The sequence below is a fragment of the Breoghania sp. genome (genome assembly GCF_963674635.1).
Taxonomy (GTDB): Bacteria; Pseudomonadota; Alphaproteobacteria; order Rhizobiales; family Stappiaceae; genus Breoghania.
The window spans coordinates 1,984,511-2,005,732 of record NZ_OY771475.1; the positions used below are offsets into that span (position 1 = coordinate 1,984,511).

At 65.7% G+C, this 21,222-nt stretch carries 2 protein-coding genes; both read right to left on the reverse strand.

Annotated features, from left to right (window positions below; all coding sequences use genetic code 11):
- Positions 1 to 109: 109 nt before the first annotated feature.
- Positions 110 to 19,885, reverse strand: a complete 19,776-nt coding sequence (locus ABGM93_RS08750; protein WP_321505376.1) for a non-ribosomal peptide synthetase — start codon at positions 19,883 to 19,885, stop codon at positions 110 to 112.
- Complete coding sequence (locus ABGM93_RS08755) at positions 19,882 to 21,216, reverse strand: NAD(P)-binding domain-containing protein (protein ID WP_321505378.1); 1,335 nt, start codon at positions 21,214 to 21,216, stop codon at positions 19,882 to 19,884. Before ABGM93_RS08755 ends, ABGM93_RS08750 begins: the two co-directional genes overlap by 4 nt.
- Positions 21,217 to 21,222: the final 6 nt, after the last annotated feature.

Here is a 21,222-nt window from a genome sequence, read left to right on the forward strand (position 1 = left end):
TTCCAATACGCAAACGCCTTGAACACAAACGATTTAAAGGCTCTCCCCCTCAATATCCGTGTTCTGCGGCCGCGATCGGAAGACTTTGTGCCCCGCACCTTGCGCGACCTCATACCGGATCCGCCATCAGTTCTTTCGAAAACTCGGGCAGCCAGTCGGCAAGGGCGGGCTGTCGCAGGACCGAATAGTGATCGGCTGCCACACGCCGCACCCGCAGCGGGAGGCTGGAAAGCGCCGTCCAGCCCTCCACGAAATCGCCATCGAGCCCGTCCATCGCGCGCACCAGCGTGATCGGCAATGTGGAGCGCGGCGGATCATAGGACCGCACAAGCCGGAAATTCGCGCTGAAGACATCCAGCAGGCGATGTACCTCCGCCTCTGTGCCGCCGGGGAAGACGGCATCGAATTGCGGCAGCGCGTGCACGAAGCGCACCACATCCTGATCCGGCGCAAGCGCGACATCGACACCGAAGAGATCGCGCACGAAGGCCCGCCTGCATGCAAGATCGAGATCGGCGGGGGTTAGCCCCTCCCCGCCCTGTACGCCGATAATGTCGGTGGGGGTGTAGCTGTCGATGAGCCCGAGGAAGGAAACCTCCTCGCCCGCCTCTTTCAGCTGACGGGCCATTTCGTAAGCGATGACGCCGCCAAGCGACCAGCCGCACAGCCGATAGGGGCCGGACTGCTGCACTTTCAGGACCTGCCGCAAATACTGGCCAGCCAGCGCCTCAAGGCTGTCGGTCTGCGGGGTTTCGCCGGGTTCCAGTCCCGCAGCGCGCAGGCCGTAGACCGGGGCCTCGAAGGTCAGAGCCTCAAGCAGCGGCCGATAGCAGGAAAGCGTTCCGGCAACCGGATGGATGAGAAAGAGCGGCGGGGCCTCGGGCGCGCCGTTGCCCGCCATCCGTTCCGGCTGGCGAAGCGACACGATGAGGGAGCTGCGCGTCGTTGCCCCTGCCCGATTGGTCAAGGGCGCGGATATCCCGCGACGGCGCAGCAGGCGGGCCTGGCTGGCGATGGTGCCCGCGCCGGCGAGATCGGCAACCGAGAGGCTCGCGCCGAAGACCTGATGGATGCGCCCGAGAAGCCGGACTGTGAGAAGACTGTTGCCGCCCGCGAGCGAAAAGTCCTCATCGATGCCGAGCCCGCCATCATCCGTGGGCCGCCCCAGGGCCTCCGTCCAGATCGCATGGAGATGCTCTTCCAGGCGGTCGCGCGGAGCGCGCGTCTCACCGCTTTCCTTTCGGATCGCCGTTTCCTGCCTGCGCAGGGCCAGACGGTCGATCTTGCCGGAAATCGTCTTGGGCAGGCGGTCGAGGCGGACCCAGATCGAGGGCACCATGTGGGCGGGAAGCATCTCCGCCAGTCGGGCTTTCACATCAGCCATCGCAATGTCGGTTTGCGGCAAGGCGAGATAGGCGGTCAGGACCGGATCGCCAACGCGGTTGCGCTCCACAAGAACGGCGGCCTCGGCAATACCGCAGGCGGTGAGCGCGGCCTCAACTTCGCCAAGCTCGATGCGGTGACCGCGGATCTTTACCTGATCGTCGATCCGACCCCGGAACTCCACCAATCCGCCGCTATTGGGGCGGAAGCAGGCCAGATCGCCCGTGGCGTAGAGCCTGATTTCGCGCCCGCCGATCCGGTGGGTGGCGAATTTCTCCTCAGTCAGGGCGGGCCGACCGTGATAGCCGATGGCCAGCCGATCCCCGCCAAGATGGAGCTCACCGACAATCCCGTCGGGCACGAGGTTGCCGTTCTCATCGAGAATGTAGATCTCCACGCCCGCAAGGGGGCGACCGATGGGCACGCCCATTGGAGCATCGCTGCCGCGATCGGCGGGTTTCACATCATGGATGAACGCGGTGATCGTGGCCTCGGTCGGGCCATAGGCGTTGATCAATCTGAGGTCGGCAAGCGGGCTGCGGGCCCATGCCTCCACCACATCGCCCGTCAGGGCCTCGCCGCCGACAATCACCAGCCGGAGGGCGAGCGGGCGCGCCTCGGGTTTGCGGCTCCCCCATGCGCGCAGCAGTTCGTGCAGATAGACCGGCGGCAGATCGGCAACCGTGATCGCCTTTTCCGACAGATAGTGATGGAAGGCCTCAGGGCCCTGCAAGCCTTCGGGGCGAAGCTCCAGCCTGCCGCCTGCAATCAGGATCGGCAGCATCTGCTCCAGCGCGGTGTCGACGGAAGCGGGGGCGAATTGCAACGCGACGTCGCTTTCCGATATGCCGTATTCGCGGCCCACGATCTGGCAATGACGCGACAGCGCGCCGTGGGACACCACAACGCCCTTGGGCGCGCCGGTGGAGCCTGACGTGTAGATGACATAGGCCGGATCGCCAAGCCGGATTTCCCCCAGCGAGACTTGCGCAAACCGGCTTCGAAGGCCCGGACGCTCCCGGTCGAGATCGATGACATGGGCGGGCGGCGTTTTCAGTCCCTTCAAACGATCCGCATGGGCGGTGTCGCTCAAGACCACCCGCGGCCCCGCATCCCTGACGATGAAGGCGAGGCGTTCGTCGGGGTATTCCGGATCGAGCGACACCCAGACACCGCCGCTTGCCAGGACAGCCAGCAGCGCCGCGATTGAATCCGGTGTGCGCCCGAGAAAGACGCCAACCTTTTCACCCGGTTTCAGGCCGCGCTTTTCAAGCAATTGCACAATCTGGCGGATGCGCGCGGCAAGGCGCTTATAGGTGAGCGCTCCTTGCGCCCCCGAAACCGCAAGCGCCCCCGGCATCTGGCGGGCCCGCGCAAGGATCAGGTCATGAACCGGGATCTGAACCGTCTCAACGAGACGCTCGTGGCTCCAGTGATGAAGGGCACGCTCCGTTTCCGACCGCGTCATCATGGGCAGGGTGGAAACCGGTTCGGATGTCCCCTCCGCCAGCGCCTGAAGCAACATGCGATAATGCTGGAGCATGCGCCCCATCGTGCCGCGGGCGAAGGCATTGGCATCGTAGTTGGCGATGATCAATGCGCCTTGAGCATCGTTCTGGACCTCGATGCCGAAGGGGGTATCGCCGGACTGGCGGATCTGGTCGAGAAGACGCACATCGCCTTTTGCCACGCTCTCGATCGCGGCGTGTTCTGCGCCGAAACTCTGATAGGCGAAGGTGACCTGATAGGGGGGCTCGCCTGAAACCGTGCCGCCGAGTTCACGGGCGATGCCTGCAAAGGGATAGTCGCCATGCGCCAGCGCCTCGCCCAGTTCCGTGTGGATCCGGGTGGCCAAGAGCCGTGCCTCCAGCTCCGGGTCCAGCTCGTGACGGAAGCCGATCATGTTGGCGCAGAAGCCCAGCGTCTCGGCAAAGCGGCGCGCCGGGCGGCGCAGCGTCGGGACGCCGATGAGCAGATCGCGCTCACCCGTATAGCGATAGAGAAGCCCCGCAAAGGCGCTGAGATAAAGCGAGGCCTGACTGGTGCCCAGTTCGCGCGCCAGATCGGCAAGTCTGTCGGTGAGATCCTGCGAGAGGCGCAGCTCCTGACTGTCGCCCGCCCTCTCCCGTTTGCGCCGCGCACCCGAGATCACCGGCAGGCGGAGATCGGGCAAGGGACCCGCGAGCTTTTCAAGCCACCACGCCTTTTGGAGCCGCCCGTCTTCGGAAGCCGCAAAGCCGGTTTCCCATTCCACGAATTCCGCGTAATCGGCGGCCAGGGGATTGGGTTTTGGGGCGTGCGCACCCTTTGCGAAATGATCGTAGGCCTGCCAGAAGGCGCCGGAGATCAACGCGGAGGACACCCCGTCCGTCACGATGTGATGAGCGACGAACATAAGGACGCTCGTGCCGGGCTCCAGCCTGTCGCCGGTGATGCTCTCCACCCGGAAAACGCCTTTGGCGAGATCGAAGGGAATGAGCGCGCGCTGACGCAGGAAGGCGTCGCGCTCAAGTTCCTTGGACAGGGTGACGGGCTGGATTTCAGGCCCATCGGCGCGCGCAACCAGCACCGGCTCGCCCTCTCCCTCCTCCAGCCGCGTGGCGAGGATCGGGTATTCGTTGAGCAGCCATTCCAACGCCTTTGCCAAGGCCGCCCTGTCGATGTCGCGGCACAGATAGGCGGAAGGAACGTTGTAGTCGCCGCTTTGCGGATAGAGCGAATGAAGAACCCACAAGCCCTTTTGGGCCTCGCCGAGCGGACGACGCTCGGGCGTGGCGCGGCGGATCGGGCTTGCGGTGGGCTGGCGGCTTTCGATTTCCGCAGCCACGGGCCCGGCTTGGATGGCGGGCAGAGACCCCGCCAGCAAACCGGCCAGACGCGCGGGCGTGGGGTGGTCTTCCATGTCCTGCGCGGTGAGCGAAACGCCGTAGGCTTCCTCAAGGGCATAGACGAGGCGCATGCGGGCCATGGAATCGACGCCCAGATGCTCCAGATCCGCATCGGGGGCAACATTCTCGACGGGACGGCCGAGTTCGCCGGCCAGCACCTTGCAGATGAAGGCAAGCGGGGTCTCTCCGCCGGGCATGTCGGCGGCGCTCGCGGGCGCGGCAGAGGGAACCTCGACGGGCGTCGTCTTCAGCCAGTGCCGTGTGCGCTTGAACGGGTAGCCGGGGAGAACCAGCATTGGGCCTTGCCGGGAGATTTCCGGCGAACGCGCGGCGGCGGCCAGCGCATCGCCGGTTTCGCGGTAGGCCTGATCTTCAAGCTTGTCGATCAGCTCCTGCAGGCTTTCGGCGGCCAGCAGGATCTCGCATTCAAAGCTCTCACGGCCAAACCGCAGGGTGCGCGACAGGGCCTCAAGCGACACATCCCGATGGCGCCTCAGATGGGCGGCAAGCGCAAAACGCAGCGCGCGCAGGCGGTCCTCGTCGCGCGCCGATACCGGGAAGAGCCGCGGCAATGCGGGCTCGTCGCTTGCTGCCGGCGCCCGGACATCCGGGGCTTCTTCGAGAATGAGATGGACGTTGGACCCGCCCGCGCCAAAAGAGCTGATCATGGCACGGCGCGGGGCCCCTTCAAGGGGCGTCCACGGGGTCAGTTCGGCAAGCGGGCGGAGCGCCGTGCCCCGGAAGGCATCGGACGCGCCCGGCTTCACAAAAGAGGGAAAGAGCTCTTGGTGCTCGAACTGGGCCAGCACCTTCACGAGTTGGGCAAGCCCGGAAGCGCCTTCCGCATGACCCATATTGGCCTTGACCGAGCCGATGGCCGGATGGGCGTCGGCGACGTTCAGATAGAGGCTTGATAACGCGCGCAGCTCAATGGCATCGCCGATCTGCGAGCCGGTGGCGGCGGCTTCGATATAGGAAATGCTTGCTGGATCCACATTCGCCATGCGGAAGCTGTCGGCCAGCAGGCGTTCCTGCGCATCGACGCTGGGGACCGCATAGCCCGCGGAATGGCCCGCGTGATTGGCGAGACTTCCCTTGATGACGGCGAGGATGCGGTCGCCATCGGCCAGGGCATCGGCCACGGGCTTCAACAGCACCGCCCCAACGGCTTCAGCGGGCAGATAGCCAGCCCCTCCGGAAAAGGCGCGCGCTTCAGGATCGGCGGCCACGAGCCCGCCCCGGCTGAGCGCCTCGTATTTGGCCGGATGGATGGAGAGATTGACCCCGCCCGCGACCGCGAGGCGGCATTCGCCCGCCCGCAGGCTCTGGACCGCCTGATGAACCGCCTGAAGCCCGGAGGAACACATGCTGTCCACCGCGACACTCGGGCCCTGAAGATCAAAGAAGAAGGAGGTTCGGTTGGCGATGCCCGCATAGGAGGACAGCGACAGCAACGCGCGGGCATCCGGCTCGCTGGCGAGGCCCGGATACTGATTGTACATGGAGCCGACGAAGACGCCGACGCGGCGCTCGTAATGCTCTGCCAGCCAGTCCCGCGTGTGGCCTGCGCGCTCGAAGAGATGCCATGCGGTTTCGAGGAAGAGACGTTCCTGCGGGTCGCTCAGATCGGCGGCCCGCGGCGTGAAGCCGAAGAATTCCGCATCGAAGCTGTCGACATTGGAAAGGAACGCCCCCCATTTGCAGTGGCTCGCCCCCGGCTCACCCTTGCGGGGTGAATAGACGGGCACGAGATCGGGGCGATCCGCTGGAATTTCCGTGATGAAATCGTGCCCCTGACGCAGGAGCTCCGCGAAACGTTCCACCGTATCGGCATCGGGAAAGCGCCCCGCGACCGCGATGATGGCGATGTCGCTGGTCTCAGGCGCGGAGGCCAGACGGAGGGTCGGGTCTGGCTGGGACACAGACTGCACGGGCGTTGAGCGGACGGGTCCTGAGGGGGCAACCGGTTGCGGGGCTTGCGGGTTTTCGGGGGCTTGCGGCGCGGCGCCCGTACTGAGTTTTCCGGCCAGCTCATCGGCCAGCCGGTTGATGGTCGGAAATTCGAAAAGGATGGTGGGAGGCAGCGCCCCGAAGCGGGCTTCCAGCGCCTCCACGATCTCAAGGCCGAGCACGGAATCCACGCCGAAGCGATCGATGGTGTCATCGAGGCGGAGGCGGTCTTGCGGGATGCCGAGCGCATCTGAGAAGCCGGCCCGGATCGCCGCGATCGTGGCGTCCCGATCTGCTGCGGCGGGCGCGGGATCGGAACGTTTGACGAGCTCGGGCGCAGCGGCCGTGACAGGCTTAGGCACAGGTTTTGCGGCCGGAGCCTGAAGGGATTTCATCTGCTCGCGCAGGCGGTCGTGATCGCCTTCCAGCACCAGAACCTGCGCCTCATCGCCTGCGGCCAGAATGGCTTTCAGCGCGGCGATCCCGGGCGCGGTTTCAAGCGGGGTGACGCCGGCTGCGCGCTCCAGCGAGAGGATCGTGCGTTCATCCATCGACATGCCGCCATCGCGCCAGTAGGGCCAGTCGATGGAGACGGTGTGGCCGTGCCGTGTGCCCGCCTCAACCATCGCGTTGCGCTGCGCGGCGAAGGCATCGAGACAGGCATTGGCGGCGGCATAATCCGTCTGGCCCGGATTGCCGAGCGCCCCTGCGGCGGAGGCAAAGAGCACGAGGAAATCGAGCGGCGCATCGCCGATGGCACGATCCAAGCACTGGACGCCCGTGACCTTCGGCGCCAGCACTTGCGTGAAAGCGCCCGCCGTCTTGGAAAGCAGCAATCCGTCGCGGGTGACGCCAGCACCATGGAAGACGCCCGTGAGGGCCCCAGCTATCTGCCGGATTTCATCAATCAGCGCGGCAACGGCATCCCCGTCAGTGACGTCGATGCGGCGATAGCGAACCCGCGCGCCGTGACCTTCCAGCCGCTTCAGCGTTGCTTCCGCCTCCGGTTTCAGCGCCGAGCGCCCCGTCAGCCAGAGCGAGGGCTTGCAGCCGCTTGCGGCAATCGCGTCCGCCACATGAAGCCCGATCCCGCCTGCCCCGCCGGTCAGGAGATAGACGCCGTTTTCTTTCCAGGGCGCACAGGTGGGCGCGGGGGTGGCAGGTGTGATCTCGCGCCAATGGCGAACGAGACGCGCCCCCTCGGTGTAACGGATCTCGCTCTGATCTTTCGCCGCACCCACCTCAGCATCAAGACGGTGGGCCAGACCGGGGAGGCCGTCTTCCACCGCAATGAGCTTGCAGGCGAGAAACGGATGCTCAAGGCTTGCGGAGCGCAGCAGGCCGGAAAGTCCTTCCAGAAGACCGTTGTCGCCCGAAAGCGGCACGACAACCTGAACCGTGCGCGGCTCCTTCTTGCGGGCAAGATCCTTCAGCCGTTCCAGCAAGACCCAGGCGAGGCCGGAATATCGCTCGGCGGGCGAAGTGCCGGAGGCCTCAAGGAGCGCGACCTCGGCCCCGGCCCGTCGGAGATCGTCCGCAAGGGTGGGACAGGCGGCATCGCACGCGACGAGAACATGGAGCGGCTTTGCAGCCTCCCCCGTCGGCTGGATATCCTGTGCCCGCCAGTCGGGGGCGTAGAGAAGCGGAAGCGGCTCTTGTGGGCAAGCGGGCGCGGCGGCGCAAGCGGGCTCGCCTTCCAAGACGGGTAGCCAGTGGACCTCCTCGGCAAAGGGATAGCTCGGCAGGCTGATCGGGCGGGGCTTCGGTCCCTTTCGCAGGGCCTGCCAGTTGACCGCGGCGCCCATGACCCAACCGGCCGCGATATCGCGCAGATTTTCCGAACTTGCGAGCCTCGCCCCCGGGTTCGCGGCCCTTGCGCGGAACGTCGCCTCCGATGCCTCGCCCCTCAAGGCATGGTCGAGGCCTTCCTTCAGCGATTGCAGGCTGCCTGCAATGATCGCGAGGCGTTCCTCAAAGGCTTCACGGCCCTCCTGAAGGGTGAAGGCGATGCGCGGCAGGTCGCGTTCATCGACGGTGTCCAGATGAGCGCGCAAATTTTGCAAAAGCGCCGTCAGGCGTTCCGGATCGCGGGCAGAGACGGGGAAGACCGTCGGCTCCAGGGTCGCGACCGGCTGGGCGGTTTCCTGATATTGCGCGATGACCAGATGGGCGTTGGAGCCGCCCGCCCCGAACGACGAAAGCCCCGCGATGCGCGGGCCGTCGCTCGTCCACGGTTCCAACTTCTGCTGCACACGGAAGGGAGAACCCGCGAAATCGATATTGGGGTTCAGCACCTCGGCATGGAGGGAAGGCGCGAGCTGGCCATGCCGCATCTGGAGCAGGATCTTGGTCAGGCCCGCCATGCCCGCCGCACTCTCGGCATGACCGATATTCGATTTGACCGAACCGATGGCGCAAGGCGCGGCTGTCTCTCCGCGCGCCTCGAATGCGCGCGTGAGGGCTGCGATCTCTATGGGGTCGCCGAGGCTGGTCCCGGTGCCGTGGGCCTCGATGTAGCTGACATCACTGAGCGCGATGCCTGCACGGTGACAGGCCTTTTCGATGACCGCCGTTTGCGCCAGCGGATTGGGCACGGTGAAGCCGTTTGTCTTGCCTCCGTGGTTGAGCGCGCAGGCGAGGATCACGCCATGGATCCGGTCACCGTCGGCCTCCGCCTTTGAGAGCGGTTTCAGCAGCACAGCGCCGACGCCTTCGGCGGGAACATAGCCATCTCCGCCCGCGCCAAAGGCCTCGCAGCGCCCATTGACGGACAGGAACCGGCCCTGAGAGAGCGCGCAATATTTGTTGGGATGCGAGGTGAGGTTCACCCCGCCCGCAAGCGCCACGGAACAATCGCCGGATCGCAGGGCCTCCGAGGCCAGATGGATCGCGGTGAGCGACGATGAACACATGGTGTCGAGCGCGATGCTCGGCCCGTGGAAGTTGAAAAAGTGGGAAACCCGGTTGGCGATGGCCGCCGCACTTCCGGCAAGGGCCGCAGGGATGCCCCTGGCGTTCAGTTCCGCCGTGTAGAGCTGATACTCCTCCCACATGACGCCCGCAAAGACGCCCACATCGCCGCCCGGTGCGACCGTCTCGCGGGTGTAGCCCGCATCTTCCAGCGTTTCCCAAGCGCATTGCAGGAAAAGACGTTCCTGCGGATCGAGGAAACGGGCCTCGCGCGGGGAGATGTTGAAGAACATCGGGTCGAAACGATCATGGCCTTCAATGAAGCCGCCATGACGGCAGGTCGTCTTGCCGATCTGACGTTCCGGATCGTAGTAGCGCGCGTGATCCCAGCGCGTTGCGGGCACCTCGGTCACGCTGTCGCGCCCGGCGGCAAGGTTCTGCCAGAATTCCTCGACATTGCGCGCACCGGGATAGCGCCCGGCAAGACCGATGATCGCGATGGGCTCATCGCGCGCCTCCCGCCCGCGCCGGACGGTATCCGCCGGGGCCTTGGCGGAAAATGGGGCGGGAATGGCCGGGGACTGCGGCGCGGCTCCGCCGCAGATTTCGGCAAGACGGGTCCCATGGGTTTCGCGGAAATACCCGATCAGCGCGCCGAGCGTCTGGTGCTCGAAGAACAGCGTCTTGGGAAGCGGGCCGAAATCGCGTTCCAGCACGTCGGTCAGTTGCATGATCAGGACGGAATCGATGCCGTAATCTTCCAACTGGGCTGTCAGGGAAATGGTGGCGGCATCGATCTCGGTCTCACGCGCGATCAGGTTGGTGAAATAGCGCTCAACGGTTGCGGCATCGGCGGGTTTCGACGGAGCAACATCCTCCCGCGCACCGGGCATGACGCGCACGGAGAAGCCTTCAATGGAGGCGCATATTTTGCCCGTCTCGTCAGCCAGCACGATATCGAGCTTTCGGACACCCTCGCCTGCCGGACGGACACGCAGATGCGCCCACATGGTCTCGTCGGTGGGCTCGAAGACGGTCACGCGGTCAATGCCGTATGGCAAGGCCAGCGCGCTGTCGCCATCTTGCGTGAAGGCGACCAGCGCCGCCTGGAAGGCCCCGTCGATCAGGCTCGGGTGCAGGGTGAACGTCTCGCCTCCCCCTGCCCGCTGTGCCGCTCTGGGCACCGCGAGACGGGCGAGGACTTCGCCGTCACCGGACTGCAAGTCGACAATCGCCCGCATGGCGGGGCCATAGTCGATGCCGAGAGCGCTATAGCTGGCATAGAGCCAATTGGGATCGTGGGACCTGTGGCAGGCGGCCTGAAGCGCAGCGATATCGAGCGGCGCGGGCTGAGCGTCATCGGCTGCGCGGACCACGCCGCGCATGAAATCGGCTTGCCCCTCGGCCACCGGCCTCAGACGGAACGCGTGACCGCCGCCGGATGCTTCCTCCAAAGCCACGGTCAGATCGAGCGTCCCCGCCGCCAGTTCGATGGGCCTGCGCCATGTCACCCCGGACAAGGCCAGCGGCAAGGGGCCGGCACAGTTTCGCGCCAGCGCCGCCCGGCACACGAGTTCAAGGCTCATCGCACCCGGCAGGATCGGCTTGGCGCGCACCACATGGTCCTTCAGGTAGAAGGCATCGGCGTGAAGGCGGATATCGGCATCGGTGGCGGGTGGCTCGCTCGCTGTCGGAGCCGCGCCCGCGCGATAGACATCGCGGGCAAAGGGCGTGGTGGGCAGGCGCAGGCGTCGATGCGGGGCGGGATCGAGGGTCTGCCAGTCGACGTGACCGCCCTTGACCCAATGTCCGGCGATTTCCTCAAGACTGGCGTCGGGCCGCAAGGCTGCGGGGACGGATTTTGAGGCCGTGCCGGTGAAGATATCGGGGTTCGCTTCGCCCGCCAGATAGCAGGCAAGCGCGGCGCGTAGATCTTCAGGGCTCGTCGCGACGATGGCGAGGCGCTCGGTGCGCCCGGTGCGGCCCACCTGAAGCGTGAAGGCGAGATCGGCCATGTCGGCGGGCGCGATGCCGCCCCGGTTGATCTCCGCCAGCAAGTCGGCCGCGGCTTCCTTCAAGCGCTCGGGTGTGCGGGCGGAAAGCGTGACGACCACAGGGCCACGGGGGCTTTGTTCGGGAGCCCGGGCCTCGTCGGGCCGGTATTCTTCCAGGATCGCATGGGCATTGACGCCGCCGAAACCGAAGCTGCTGATGCCTGCGCGAAGAGGCAAGGGATTGCCATTCTCATCCCGGACGGGCCGCCACTCGGCGGCCTCGCGCTGGATGCGGAAGGGGCTCTCGGCGAGATCGATATAGGGGTTCACCGCCGCGCAATGGAGGCTGGGGGCGAGCCTGTGATGCTCGAACTGCTTCAGAACCTTGATGACACCCGCCACACCCGCGGCGAGTTCCAGATGGCCGATATTGGTCTTGACCGACCCCAGCGCGCAGCCCGTCTCCTCAAGCCGAACGTCCGATTTCGGCAAGGACCGGAACGCGGATTTCAGCGCGTTGATCTCCACCGGGTCGCCCAGCGCCGTGCCGGTGCCGTGGGCCTCGATATAGCCGACGGTGCACGGATCGATGCCCGCTTTCGCATAGGCCTCGATGATGAGATCGGCCTGCGCCTGCGTGTTGGGAGCGGTCAGAGAGTTGGCGTGACCGCCGTGATTGATCGCGGTGGCCCGGATCACGGCGAGGATCGGGTCGCCGTCGCGCCGGGCATCGGACAACCGCCGCACGAAGAGCATGCCGACGCCCTCACCGCGCACATAGCCATTGGCGTCCGCCGAAAAGGTCTTGCAGCGGCCATCGCTCGACAGCGTGCCCGCCTTGGCGAAGCTGATATGGGCCTCCGGCGTGACGATGGTGTTGACGCCACCGACCAGCGCCATGTCGCAATCGCCTGCGCGGATCGCCTGCACCGCGCGATGAAGCGCCACCAGCGAACTGGAGCAGGCCGTTTCAACCGGCTCGCTCGGGCCGTGCAGATCGAGCAGATAACTGATCCGGTTCGGGCCGACGGAGGGAACGGAGCCGGTGGCGATATAACCCTCGCCGCCACTGTCCTCGCCAATCATCTCGCGATAGCCGCTCGACGATGTGCCGACGAAGATACCGACCCTTTTGCCTGCGAGGCTTTCCGGCGCATGGCCCGCGTCCTCGATGGCTTTCCACGCATGGGTCAGCATGAGGCGCTGCTGCGGGTCCATCAGCCGGGCCTCGCGCGGCGAGATGCCGAAGGCCAGCGGATCGAACGCGAACACACCGTCGATGAAGCCGCCCCAATGGATGTTGGTCTTTCCCGGCTCGCGGCGCGGATCGCCGTCAAGCGCCTGCCAGGACCAGCGGTCCGGCGGAATGCGGGAGATGCAGTCACGGCCCGTGATCAGGTTTTCCCAGAATTCATCCGCATCCGCCGCCATGGGGAATGTGCAGCTGTGCCCGACGATCACGATGGGGTCGTCATCGGCGTCGATGGGGCGGGACTGCACACGCGGCTCAGGCTGCGTCCGGGCCGCAGCAACGGGCGGCGGCGTGGCAGAGGTCTGGCCGTCCAGCCCCAATTTCGCATCGGAAAGATCCGGCGCGATATGGGCGGCGAGGCGTTGCAGCGTGGCGAATTCGAAGAAATCGGCGGGCGAAAGCGCAAGGCCGAGGCCGGAATTTATCTGCGAGGCGAAAGCCGTCATGGTGACGGAATCGAAGCCGAAATCGCCAAGCTCCGTGTCCACGTCCAGAATGGCGGGGTCCACTTCCAGCGTAGAGGCGGCGATTTCCGTCACGCGTTCCAGGGTGCGGGCAAGGCGGGTTTCGGGCGTGACATCCGGCAGACTGGCGACGGGTTCGGACTGGCTGGCAGCGGGCGCGGCTGGCGCCACCGGGGCAACGGGAGCAACGGGGGCAGATGGACCCTCCCCCACCCAGTAGCGGGTCTTGGCGAAGGGATAGCCCGGAAGCGCGATGCGTTTGCCCGGCCGGCCCTTTCGCACGGACGCCCAGTCTATGCTCAGGCCACCGGCCCACAGCGTCAGCAGATCGTCCGCACGGCCTCTTTCGGCAAGTCCGGCTGCCGCCTCCCGCAAGGGGGCATCGGTTTCCAGAACCGCGTTTGTCCTGCGGTTGGGCTTGACCCGGCCCGTGTGCAGCGCCTCGCTGTCCTTGTCCGCCATATAGGCGCCCAGGCGGTCCAGCATCTCCTCGCGGGTTTCGGCCTTGAAGCCGAGGCGGAATTCCATCGGCTCGCGTGCGGTCTGCAACGTGCAGGCGATGTCGCAAAGCGACGCCGTCTGGTCCGGGCGTTGGAGGAAGGCTCTCAGCTCCCCGGCCATCTGCTTCAACTGCGCCTGAGAGCGGGCGGACAGCACAATCAGGTCCGGATCGTTTGCGGGCGTCGCCGATGTGGACGGTGCGGGGGGCACATATTCTTCCACGACCACATGGGCGTTGGTGCCGCCGAAGCCGAAGCTGCTGACGCCTGCCCGACGCGGCAGGGTCTTGCCTTGCGCATCGCGCGGACGCGGCCAGGTTTCGCCAACCTGCGCCACATGGAAGGGGCTGCCCTTGAGCTTCAGATAGGGGTTGAGTTCCTCCGCATGGAGCGACTTGGCGATCTCGCCGTGGCGCATTTGCAGGAGAACCTTGATGAGGCCCGCGATACCTGCGGCAAGTTCCAGATGGCCGATATTCGATTTGACCGAGCCGAGCGCGCAAGTATGCGCCGGAGCGGGGCCGAAACGCGCCTCCGCCTCGCGATCGAGATCGGCAAAGGCCGCCGTCAGCGCCTCCACCTCGATCGGATCGCCGAGCGGCGTTCCCGTTCCATGGGCCTCGATATAGCCGACGGTTCGCGGATCGATCGCCGCCCGCCTGTAGGCATCGCGAATGAGGTCGGCCTGCGCCTTGGGATTGGGCGCGGTCAAGGTGGCGGCATGGCCGCCGTGGTTTTCGGCGCTTGACCGGATGACGCCGAGGATGCGGTCGCCGTCGCGCTCCGCCGCGCTAAAGGATTTGAGGAAGACAAGCCCGACACCCTCGCCGCGCGCATAGCCATCGGCTTGCGCGGAAAAGGTCTGGCACTGGCCTTTCGGCGAGAGCATGCCCGCCTTTGCGAAGCCGACAAAGGTGTCGGGAAGCAGCAGCGCATTGATGCCGCCCGCGATCGCCTGTGTGCAATGGCCCGCGCGGATCGCCTCCGCCGCGCGGTGGACCGCGATCAACGCGCTGGAGCACGCCGTTTCCACCGCCACGCTGGGACCGTGCAGATCATAGAAATAGCTGATGCGGTTGGGCCCGAGCGAGGGGGCGAGCCCGGTCATAGCATAGCCTTCGATGTTCACGCCCGCTTGTGCGACAAGGCGGCTGTAGCCCATGTCGGCGGTTCCGACGAAGACGCCGGTCCTGGAGCCCGCAAGCGCCGAGGGCGCATAGCCCGCATCTTCCATCACCCGCCAGCTTTCGGTGAGAAGCAGGCGCTGCTGCGGGTCCATCATGCGCGCTTCGGGCGGAGAGATCCCGAAGAAGGCGGCATCAAACGCGCCGATATCGGAAATGAAGCCACCCCATTTGACGTTGCCCTTGCCGGGCTCGCTCACGGGATCGCCCCAATAATCACGCCAATCCCAACGGTCCGACGGGATTTCGCAAATGCAGTTGCGGCCTTCCTTCAGGACCTCCCAGAAAGCCTCGATGTCCGGCGCGCCGGGAAACTGGCCGCTCATGCCGATGATGGCGATGGGATCGTCGGAAAGCGTTGCGGACGCTTGCGCCGCGTTTGGGACGGAAGCGGTGACCGGCGGCACGGGCTCAGGTGCGGGGGCGGGCTCTGGCGTGACGGCGGCGTCGATTTCGGCTTCCACGCTGGCATCAACGCCCAGACCCGCCGCCATGGCAGCCGTTTCTTCTTCCGCCAGATATCCGGCCAACCCTTCCAGAACCGGATATTCGAAGAACAGCGTCGGCGTCAGTTCCAGATCGAAAAGATCGTTCAGGCGGTTGGCAAACTGGGTGAAGCCGATGGAATCGAAGCCGTATTCGGTCAGTTCCACATCCACGTCGATATCGTCGGGCGACACCTTCAGTTGCGCGCTCGCGGCTTCCAGAAGCGCGCTCAGCACCGCACGGCGCAGACGGTCGGGATCGGCGCGTTTGCGCACCGATGCGGCTTGCGGCCCGCCTGTCGCCTGCGGCTTCGCCTCAAACGCACCGCCCACGAAGCGGCGAATACGGGTGGGATCGCCGGGTGTGACGGCGACGCGCGAGGTGGACCCCGCAAGAGCCGCGCACAGGGCATCGAGCCCGGTATCGGTTTCCATCGGCACAAGGCCGGTGGTGCGGCGCATGAGGTCTTCCTGCGCGGTGTCGATCCGCATCCCGCCATCGCGCCAGAGCGGCCAGGCGATGGAGCGGGTCACGCCGTGGCATTTGCCCGCAAGGCGGCGGGTCTCGCGCGCTTGCGCAAACGTATCGAGGAAGGCGTTGGCGGCGGCATAATCCGCCTGCCCGATATTGCCGACCACGCCGGAGATCGAGGAATAGAAGGCGAGAAAATCGAGCGGTGCGTCACCGATGGCGGCGTCCAGCGCGACCGCACCACTGACCTTGGGCGCGAGAACGGCGGCCAGTTGCTCCCCCGTCTTGCGCGCGAAGGCCTCGTCGCGGATCACGCCCGCGGTATGAATGACGCCATCAAGATTGCCGTGGGTCTCGCGGATTTCGCGCACGAGATTTTCGACAGACACGGTGTCGGAGACATCGGCGCGGATGTGATGGAGACCGGGAGTTTCGGCGATCCAGCTTGCGACGTCGCCTTCCGCAGCACTGCGGCTTGCCAGAACGACGGTCGCGCCGGGCGCGTCTTCAAGGATACGCCCTGCAAGCGCGCGCCCCAGCGCGCCGGTGCCGCCGGTGATCAGATAGACGCCATCGGCGCGCCATGGCCGTGAGGCCGGTTCAGGGGCAGCAGCGACCTCCTCCCAGACCTCCATCATGAGCCCCGCGCCTTCCGCCTTCAGACAGGCACCTGCGGGGGCGCTTGCGGCGGTTTTCAGGAGGGGTGCGAGGTCGGCACCTTCAGGCACCAGCAGAAGCTGGCCGGAAAGCTTCGGATGTTCGCGGCCCATCGACCGCATCATGGCGGCGAGCGCTGCGAGCGGGGCTGTGTCGGGCGTCTCTGTCAGAACAAGCTGGATCACGGCGGAAGCGGAGGACAGTTCCGCCTGCCCTATGACCAGAAGTTGCTCAGCAAGGCGATGGAACCGCGCATCGAGCGGGGTGGCGGGATCATCATCCAGCGCGCGGATATCGGCATCCGGCAGGGTGGTTTTCAGGGCATTCGCATCGCCTGCACCGGACGTCAGGAGCACGATATGGCGGGCCGGGATCTCTGGCGGGGCGGCGGGCGCCAAGGCCCGCCAGTGCGGCTCGAAGCGCAGAGCTTCGGGCCCATCGGCGCCGGTCGGGGTGCTTTGCTCCAGCGCCCTTGTGGTGAAACCGGCCAAGCGCACGCGCGGGCTGCCATCCTCGGCCAGAAGGTCGATATCCATCCGCATGAGGCCGGAGGCCGTGCGCTCGCGGATGCGGACATCGGCCCACATCTTGGCTTCGAGCGGACCACGGCTCTCCACGCTCTCGATGGAGAACGGCAGGGCGGCCGCCGTCCGCGCCTCCCCGTCTTCATCGAGCGCAAGACCGACCGCCGATTGCAACGCGCCGTCCATCAGCCCCGGATGCAGGACGAAATCGGAAAGCGTGGCGCGAAGCCGTTCCGGCAGGACAAGCTTCGCCAGAACCTGCGCCTCCCCTGCGGCATCGGTGGAGATGGCGAGATCGGCGATCAGGCGATGGCTCGGTCCGTAAGTCAGCCCCATCGCATCGAAGGCGGCATAGGCTTCGCTGCCGGAAAGATGGCGGGCGGGACGGTTTCGCAAGGCATCCAGATCGCGCGGCGGGTCCTGCGTCACGTCCCCTGTCGCGATTTTCATCTGCGCATGGACGCGGCGTTCGCCGCCCGGCATTTGGGTGAAGATTTCCGCGCGCGCATCCCCGTCGCCCGGCCTCGTGATCTCGCAGGTGATGCGGGTCGGACCCTCCACCTTCAGCTGGGCCATCCAGACGACCTTGCGCAAGATCGGGTTGGCGATCCCGGCCTTTGCAGCGGCTGCGCGGGCAAGTTCCAGATAGGCCACACCCGGCAGGACCGGCACACCGGCGACCTTGTGATCGGCGAGAAAGGCCTCATGGCCTGTGACGGTCAGGACAAAGGCGCCCGCGCCTTGCGCTGACGGGTCGAGCGTATCGCGGCCCGTTGCGGTTTCCAGTTCCGGCAACCAATAGCGTTTGCGCTGGAAGGGATAGGCCGGAAGCGCGATGCGGGGCGGGCGGGTTTCGCCATAGAGCTCCGCCCAGTTCACTTCGCCGCCCATGCCCCAGTGGCGGGCGATGACTTCCGGCTCTTGCCCGCGCGGATGAAGCATCTCGACACGATCGCGATGTCCGGGTTTGATCGTGCCGCAGATCGCCGCATTTTCATCGCCGGAAAGATAAGCCTCCAACTTGCCGATGAGGTCGTCGGTGCCATCTGCGATGAAGGCTGCGCGGTGGCGCATCGCGTCGCGTCCGATCTGGAGCGTGTAGGCGAGCGAGGCGAAATCGGCGTCACGCGCGGCGTCTTTCAGGCGGGCGATGGCCTCTTTCAGGGCCCCGGCATTCTTTGCCGAAACCGGCACCACGACGGTGCCTTGCGCGGCACAAGAGGGGTGCGCCTGCGACGGGCGGTATTCCTCGATCACCAGATGCACATTGGTGCCGCCCGCGCCGAAGGAACTCAGGCCCGCCCGACGCGGCTGTTCCCGACCATCAATGACCGGGCGTTTCCAGGAGGCTGCGGATTGCAGGAGATAGAGCGGGCTTGCCTCAAACTCCAGAAGCGGGTTCGGCTCGTCACAATGGAGCGAGCGGAAGAGTGTGCCGGATTTCAGCGCCAGCACCACCTTGATGAGCCCTGCGATACCGGCGGAGGCCTCCGTGTGGCCGATATTGGATTTGACCGAGCCGATGCCGGTAACGGGTGTTACGGGCGGCTCCAGACCGTGGTCGCGATAAAGCTCGCTGAAGGCGAGTTTCAGGCCTTCCACCTCGATCGGATCGCCCAGCCGGGTGCCCGTGCCGTGGCATTCGACAAGGCCGATGGTGCGCGGGTCCGTGCCTGCCTGCCGGTGCGCCGCCACGATGAGAGCGGCCTGCGCCTTGGGGTTGGGCGCGGTGAGCGATGTCGCGCCGCCGCCGTGATGTTCGACGGATCCGCGGATCACGCCGAGGATCGGATCGCCGTCACGCTCGGCCAGATCGAGCCGTTTCAACAGCACAGCGCCCACACCGTCGGAGCGGGCATAGCCGTTGGCGTCTTTGGAAAAGGTCTTGCAACGCCCGTCCGGCGAAATCATGCCCACCTTGGAGAACATGATGTGCTGGAGCGGCGACAGCATCAGGTTCGACCCGCCCGCAATCGCCATATCGCAGCCCTCGTGGCGGATGCTCATCACGCCGCGATGGATGGCCACCAGCGAACTGGAACAGGCGGTATCCACCACCTCGCTCGGCCCGTGGATATCGAGCAGGAAGGAAATCCGGTTCGGGCAGAAGGAATGGCCAAGCCCGGTCAGCTGCTGGGCCTCCATGATATCGGCCCGGTTCACCATCACGGTGTAATCGATCAGGTTGATGCCGAGGAACAGGCCCACCTTGCGACCTGCGAGCGATCCGGGCGCATAACCGCCCTTTTCGATGAGCGACCACACGCATTCCATGAACAGGCGGTGCTGCGGATCCATCAGTTCCGCTTCGCGCGGAGAGATGTTGAAGAAGCCCGCATCGAACATGTCGACATCGGGAACGAAACCGCCAAACCTGACGTCTGTGAAAGCCCCCTTCTTCGGATCGCCAAAGACCGTGCGCCAGTCCCAGCGTTCCGGCGGGATCTCCTCCATGCAATCGTCGCCCGCCGCCAGATGGGAGGCAAAGGTTTCCAGATCCGGACTTTTCGGGAACATGCCCTCAATAGACAGGATCGCGATCGGAGCGTCATGGGTGTCCGGCCCGCCGACGGCGGACTGCTCCGGCTCAACGGCACGGGGTGCCGGGGTCGCCGATCTGGCTGAGACCGCCCGGTGGCGGCGCAACCAACTGGCGGGCGGGGCGGAAGCGGACCGGGAATGCGGCCCCGGTTCCACCTTCGGCCCAGCAACAGGTTCGGGAACCGGTGCGAGGTCCGATTCCGGGTCCGATTTTGGCTCCTGCTCTGGGGCTTTGCCTTGCTCCAGCTTGTCGTAATGCGCTTCGATGGATTTCCCGTAGCGGGCGAGCAGGATTTCGCTCAGGTCATCGAGATGCTGGGCCTCGAAAAAGGTCGTGGGGGCAACCGAGATCGCGAAATGGCGTGAGATCTGGACCATGATCTCGGTAATCGCGATGGAATCCACACCGAGATTGGCGAGGTTCTCCTGCGGATCGAGTTCCTCTTTCGGCATACGCAGGGCGGATGCCGCGATCTGCCAGACATCGCGCGACAGGCGCTCCGACAGGGGCGTTTTGGGGGGCGTCTGGGGGCGCGTGTCGGTCCTGTCGTCCGGTGTCTTCTTTGCGGATTTTTCGGCCTCCGCCCTTGCGGCGACGCGCGCGGCTGCCCGCTCGACCAGCTCGCGGTCGAGAATTTGCGCCATGCGGGCGCGCAGGCTGTCGCGCGGGGCGTCGCTCATTGGGCGGCCTCCCCTTTCAGATCGGGCGCGCCCTCGGCCAGCATCTCCCGGTAGCGGCGCATGTGGGCCAGCAGCTTCCACAAATCCGCCTCCCACTGGTGGCGGTAACTGTCGATGAAATGGGTCTGGCCCAGATCGGGCGCGTCCGTTTTCTTTGCGGCGAGAAAGCGCTCAAGACCGGGCGTCTTGCCAAACCAGGCGCGGGCATACATCAGCACGAACTGGCCTTGCGTTTTCAAGCCATCCCCCAGCCCCCCGGCGGCGTTGATGAAGCCCATGAAGAGGATATCGTCGAGATTACGCGGTGTGGAATGCAGGAAGAGGTCGGGGATCGACCCCTTCCACTCCAGAAGCGACGCTTCGAGGAAGGGGAAGTCGCGGCGATAGCCGGTCGCATAGAGGATGAGATCGAATTCGGCGGAGCTGCCATCGCGGAAATGGACGGTCTTGCCCTCAAACCGCGCGATATCGCCCTTGGGCGCAATGTCCCCGTGGCCGATGTGATAGAGCAACAGCGAGTTCATCACCGGGTGGGCGGCATCGAGCGGATAGTCGGGCTTGGGCAGCCCGTAATCCGTGCCGTCATAGCCTGCGAGGCGGAAGACCTCCTCGATATAGGCGAGCGTTTCTTCCTTGGTGGCGAACTTGTTGCCAAGCTCCATCATCCATTGTGGCGTCGGTTTTCCGGCGATGAATTTCGGCTGGTAGTAATAGCCGCGCCGGGTGGAGTGATGGACGCAGACCGCGGTGCGCACGGCATCGACGGCAATATCGCACCCTGAATTCCCCCCACCCACGACGAGAACGCGCTTGTCGCGGCACTGATCGGCGGTTTTGTAGTCGCGCACATGCAGGATCTCGCCGTCAAACTCGCCGGGATAGGCAGGATCGGGATAGCGCGGGACGCGCTGCAAGCCGTTGGCCACGACGACCAGCGGATAGTGGGCGTCATGCCCGGCGCGCGTCTTCAGCCGCCAGCCGTCCGCCTCCTTCGTCAGGCTCTCCACGTCCGCGTTGAAATGCGCGCGCTCATAGACCCCGAAGGCCTTCGCGTATGAGCGGATATAGGCAAGCATCTGGTGGTGATCGGGATAGGGCGGATAATCGTCCGGCATGGGAAAATCCGGCACTTGCGTGTTGAATTTGGGCGAGATGAGATGGAGCGAACGATAGGTGCGCCCGCAAGGCGCATCGCCGTTCCAGACACCGCCGAAATCGGCCTCCGTCTCAAAAAGATCGACCTCGATGCCGCCCTCGATCAACTCGCGCGCAACGCCGATGCCGGTCGGGCCGCCGCCGATGATCGCAACCTTGCGGGACTTGTCGCTCATGCCTGC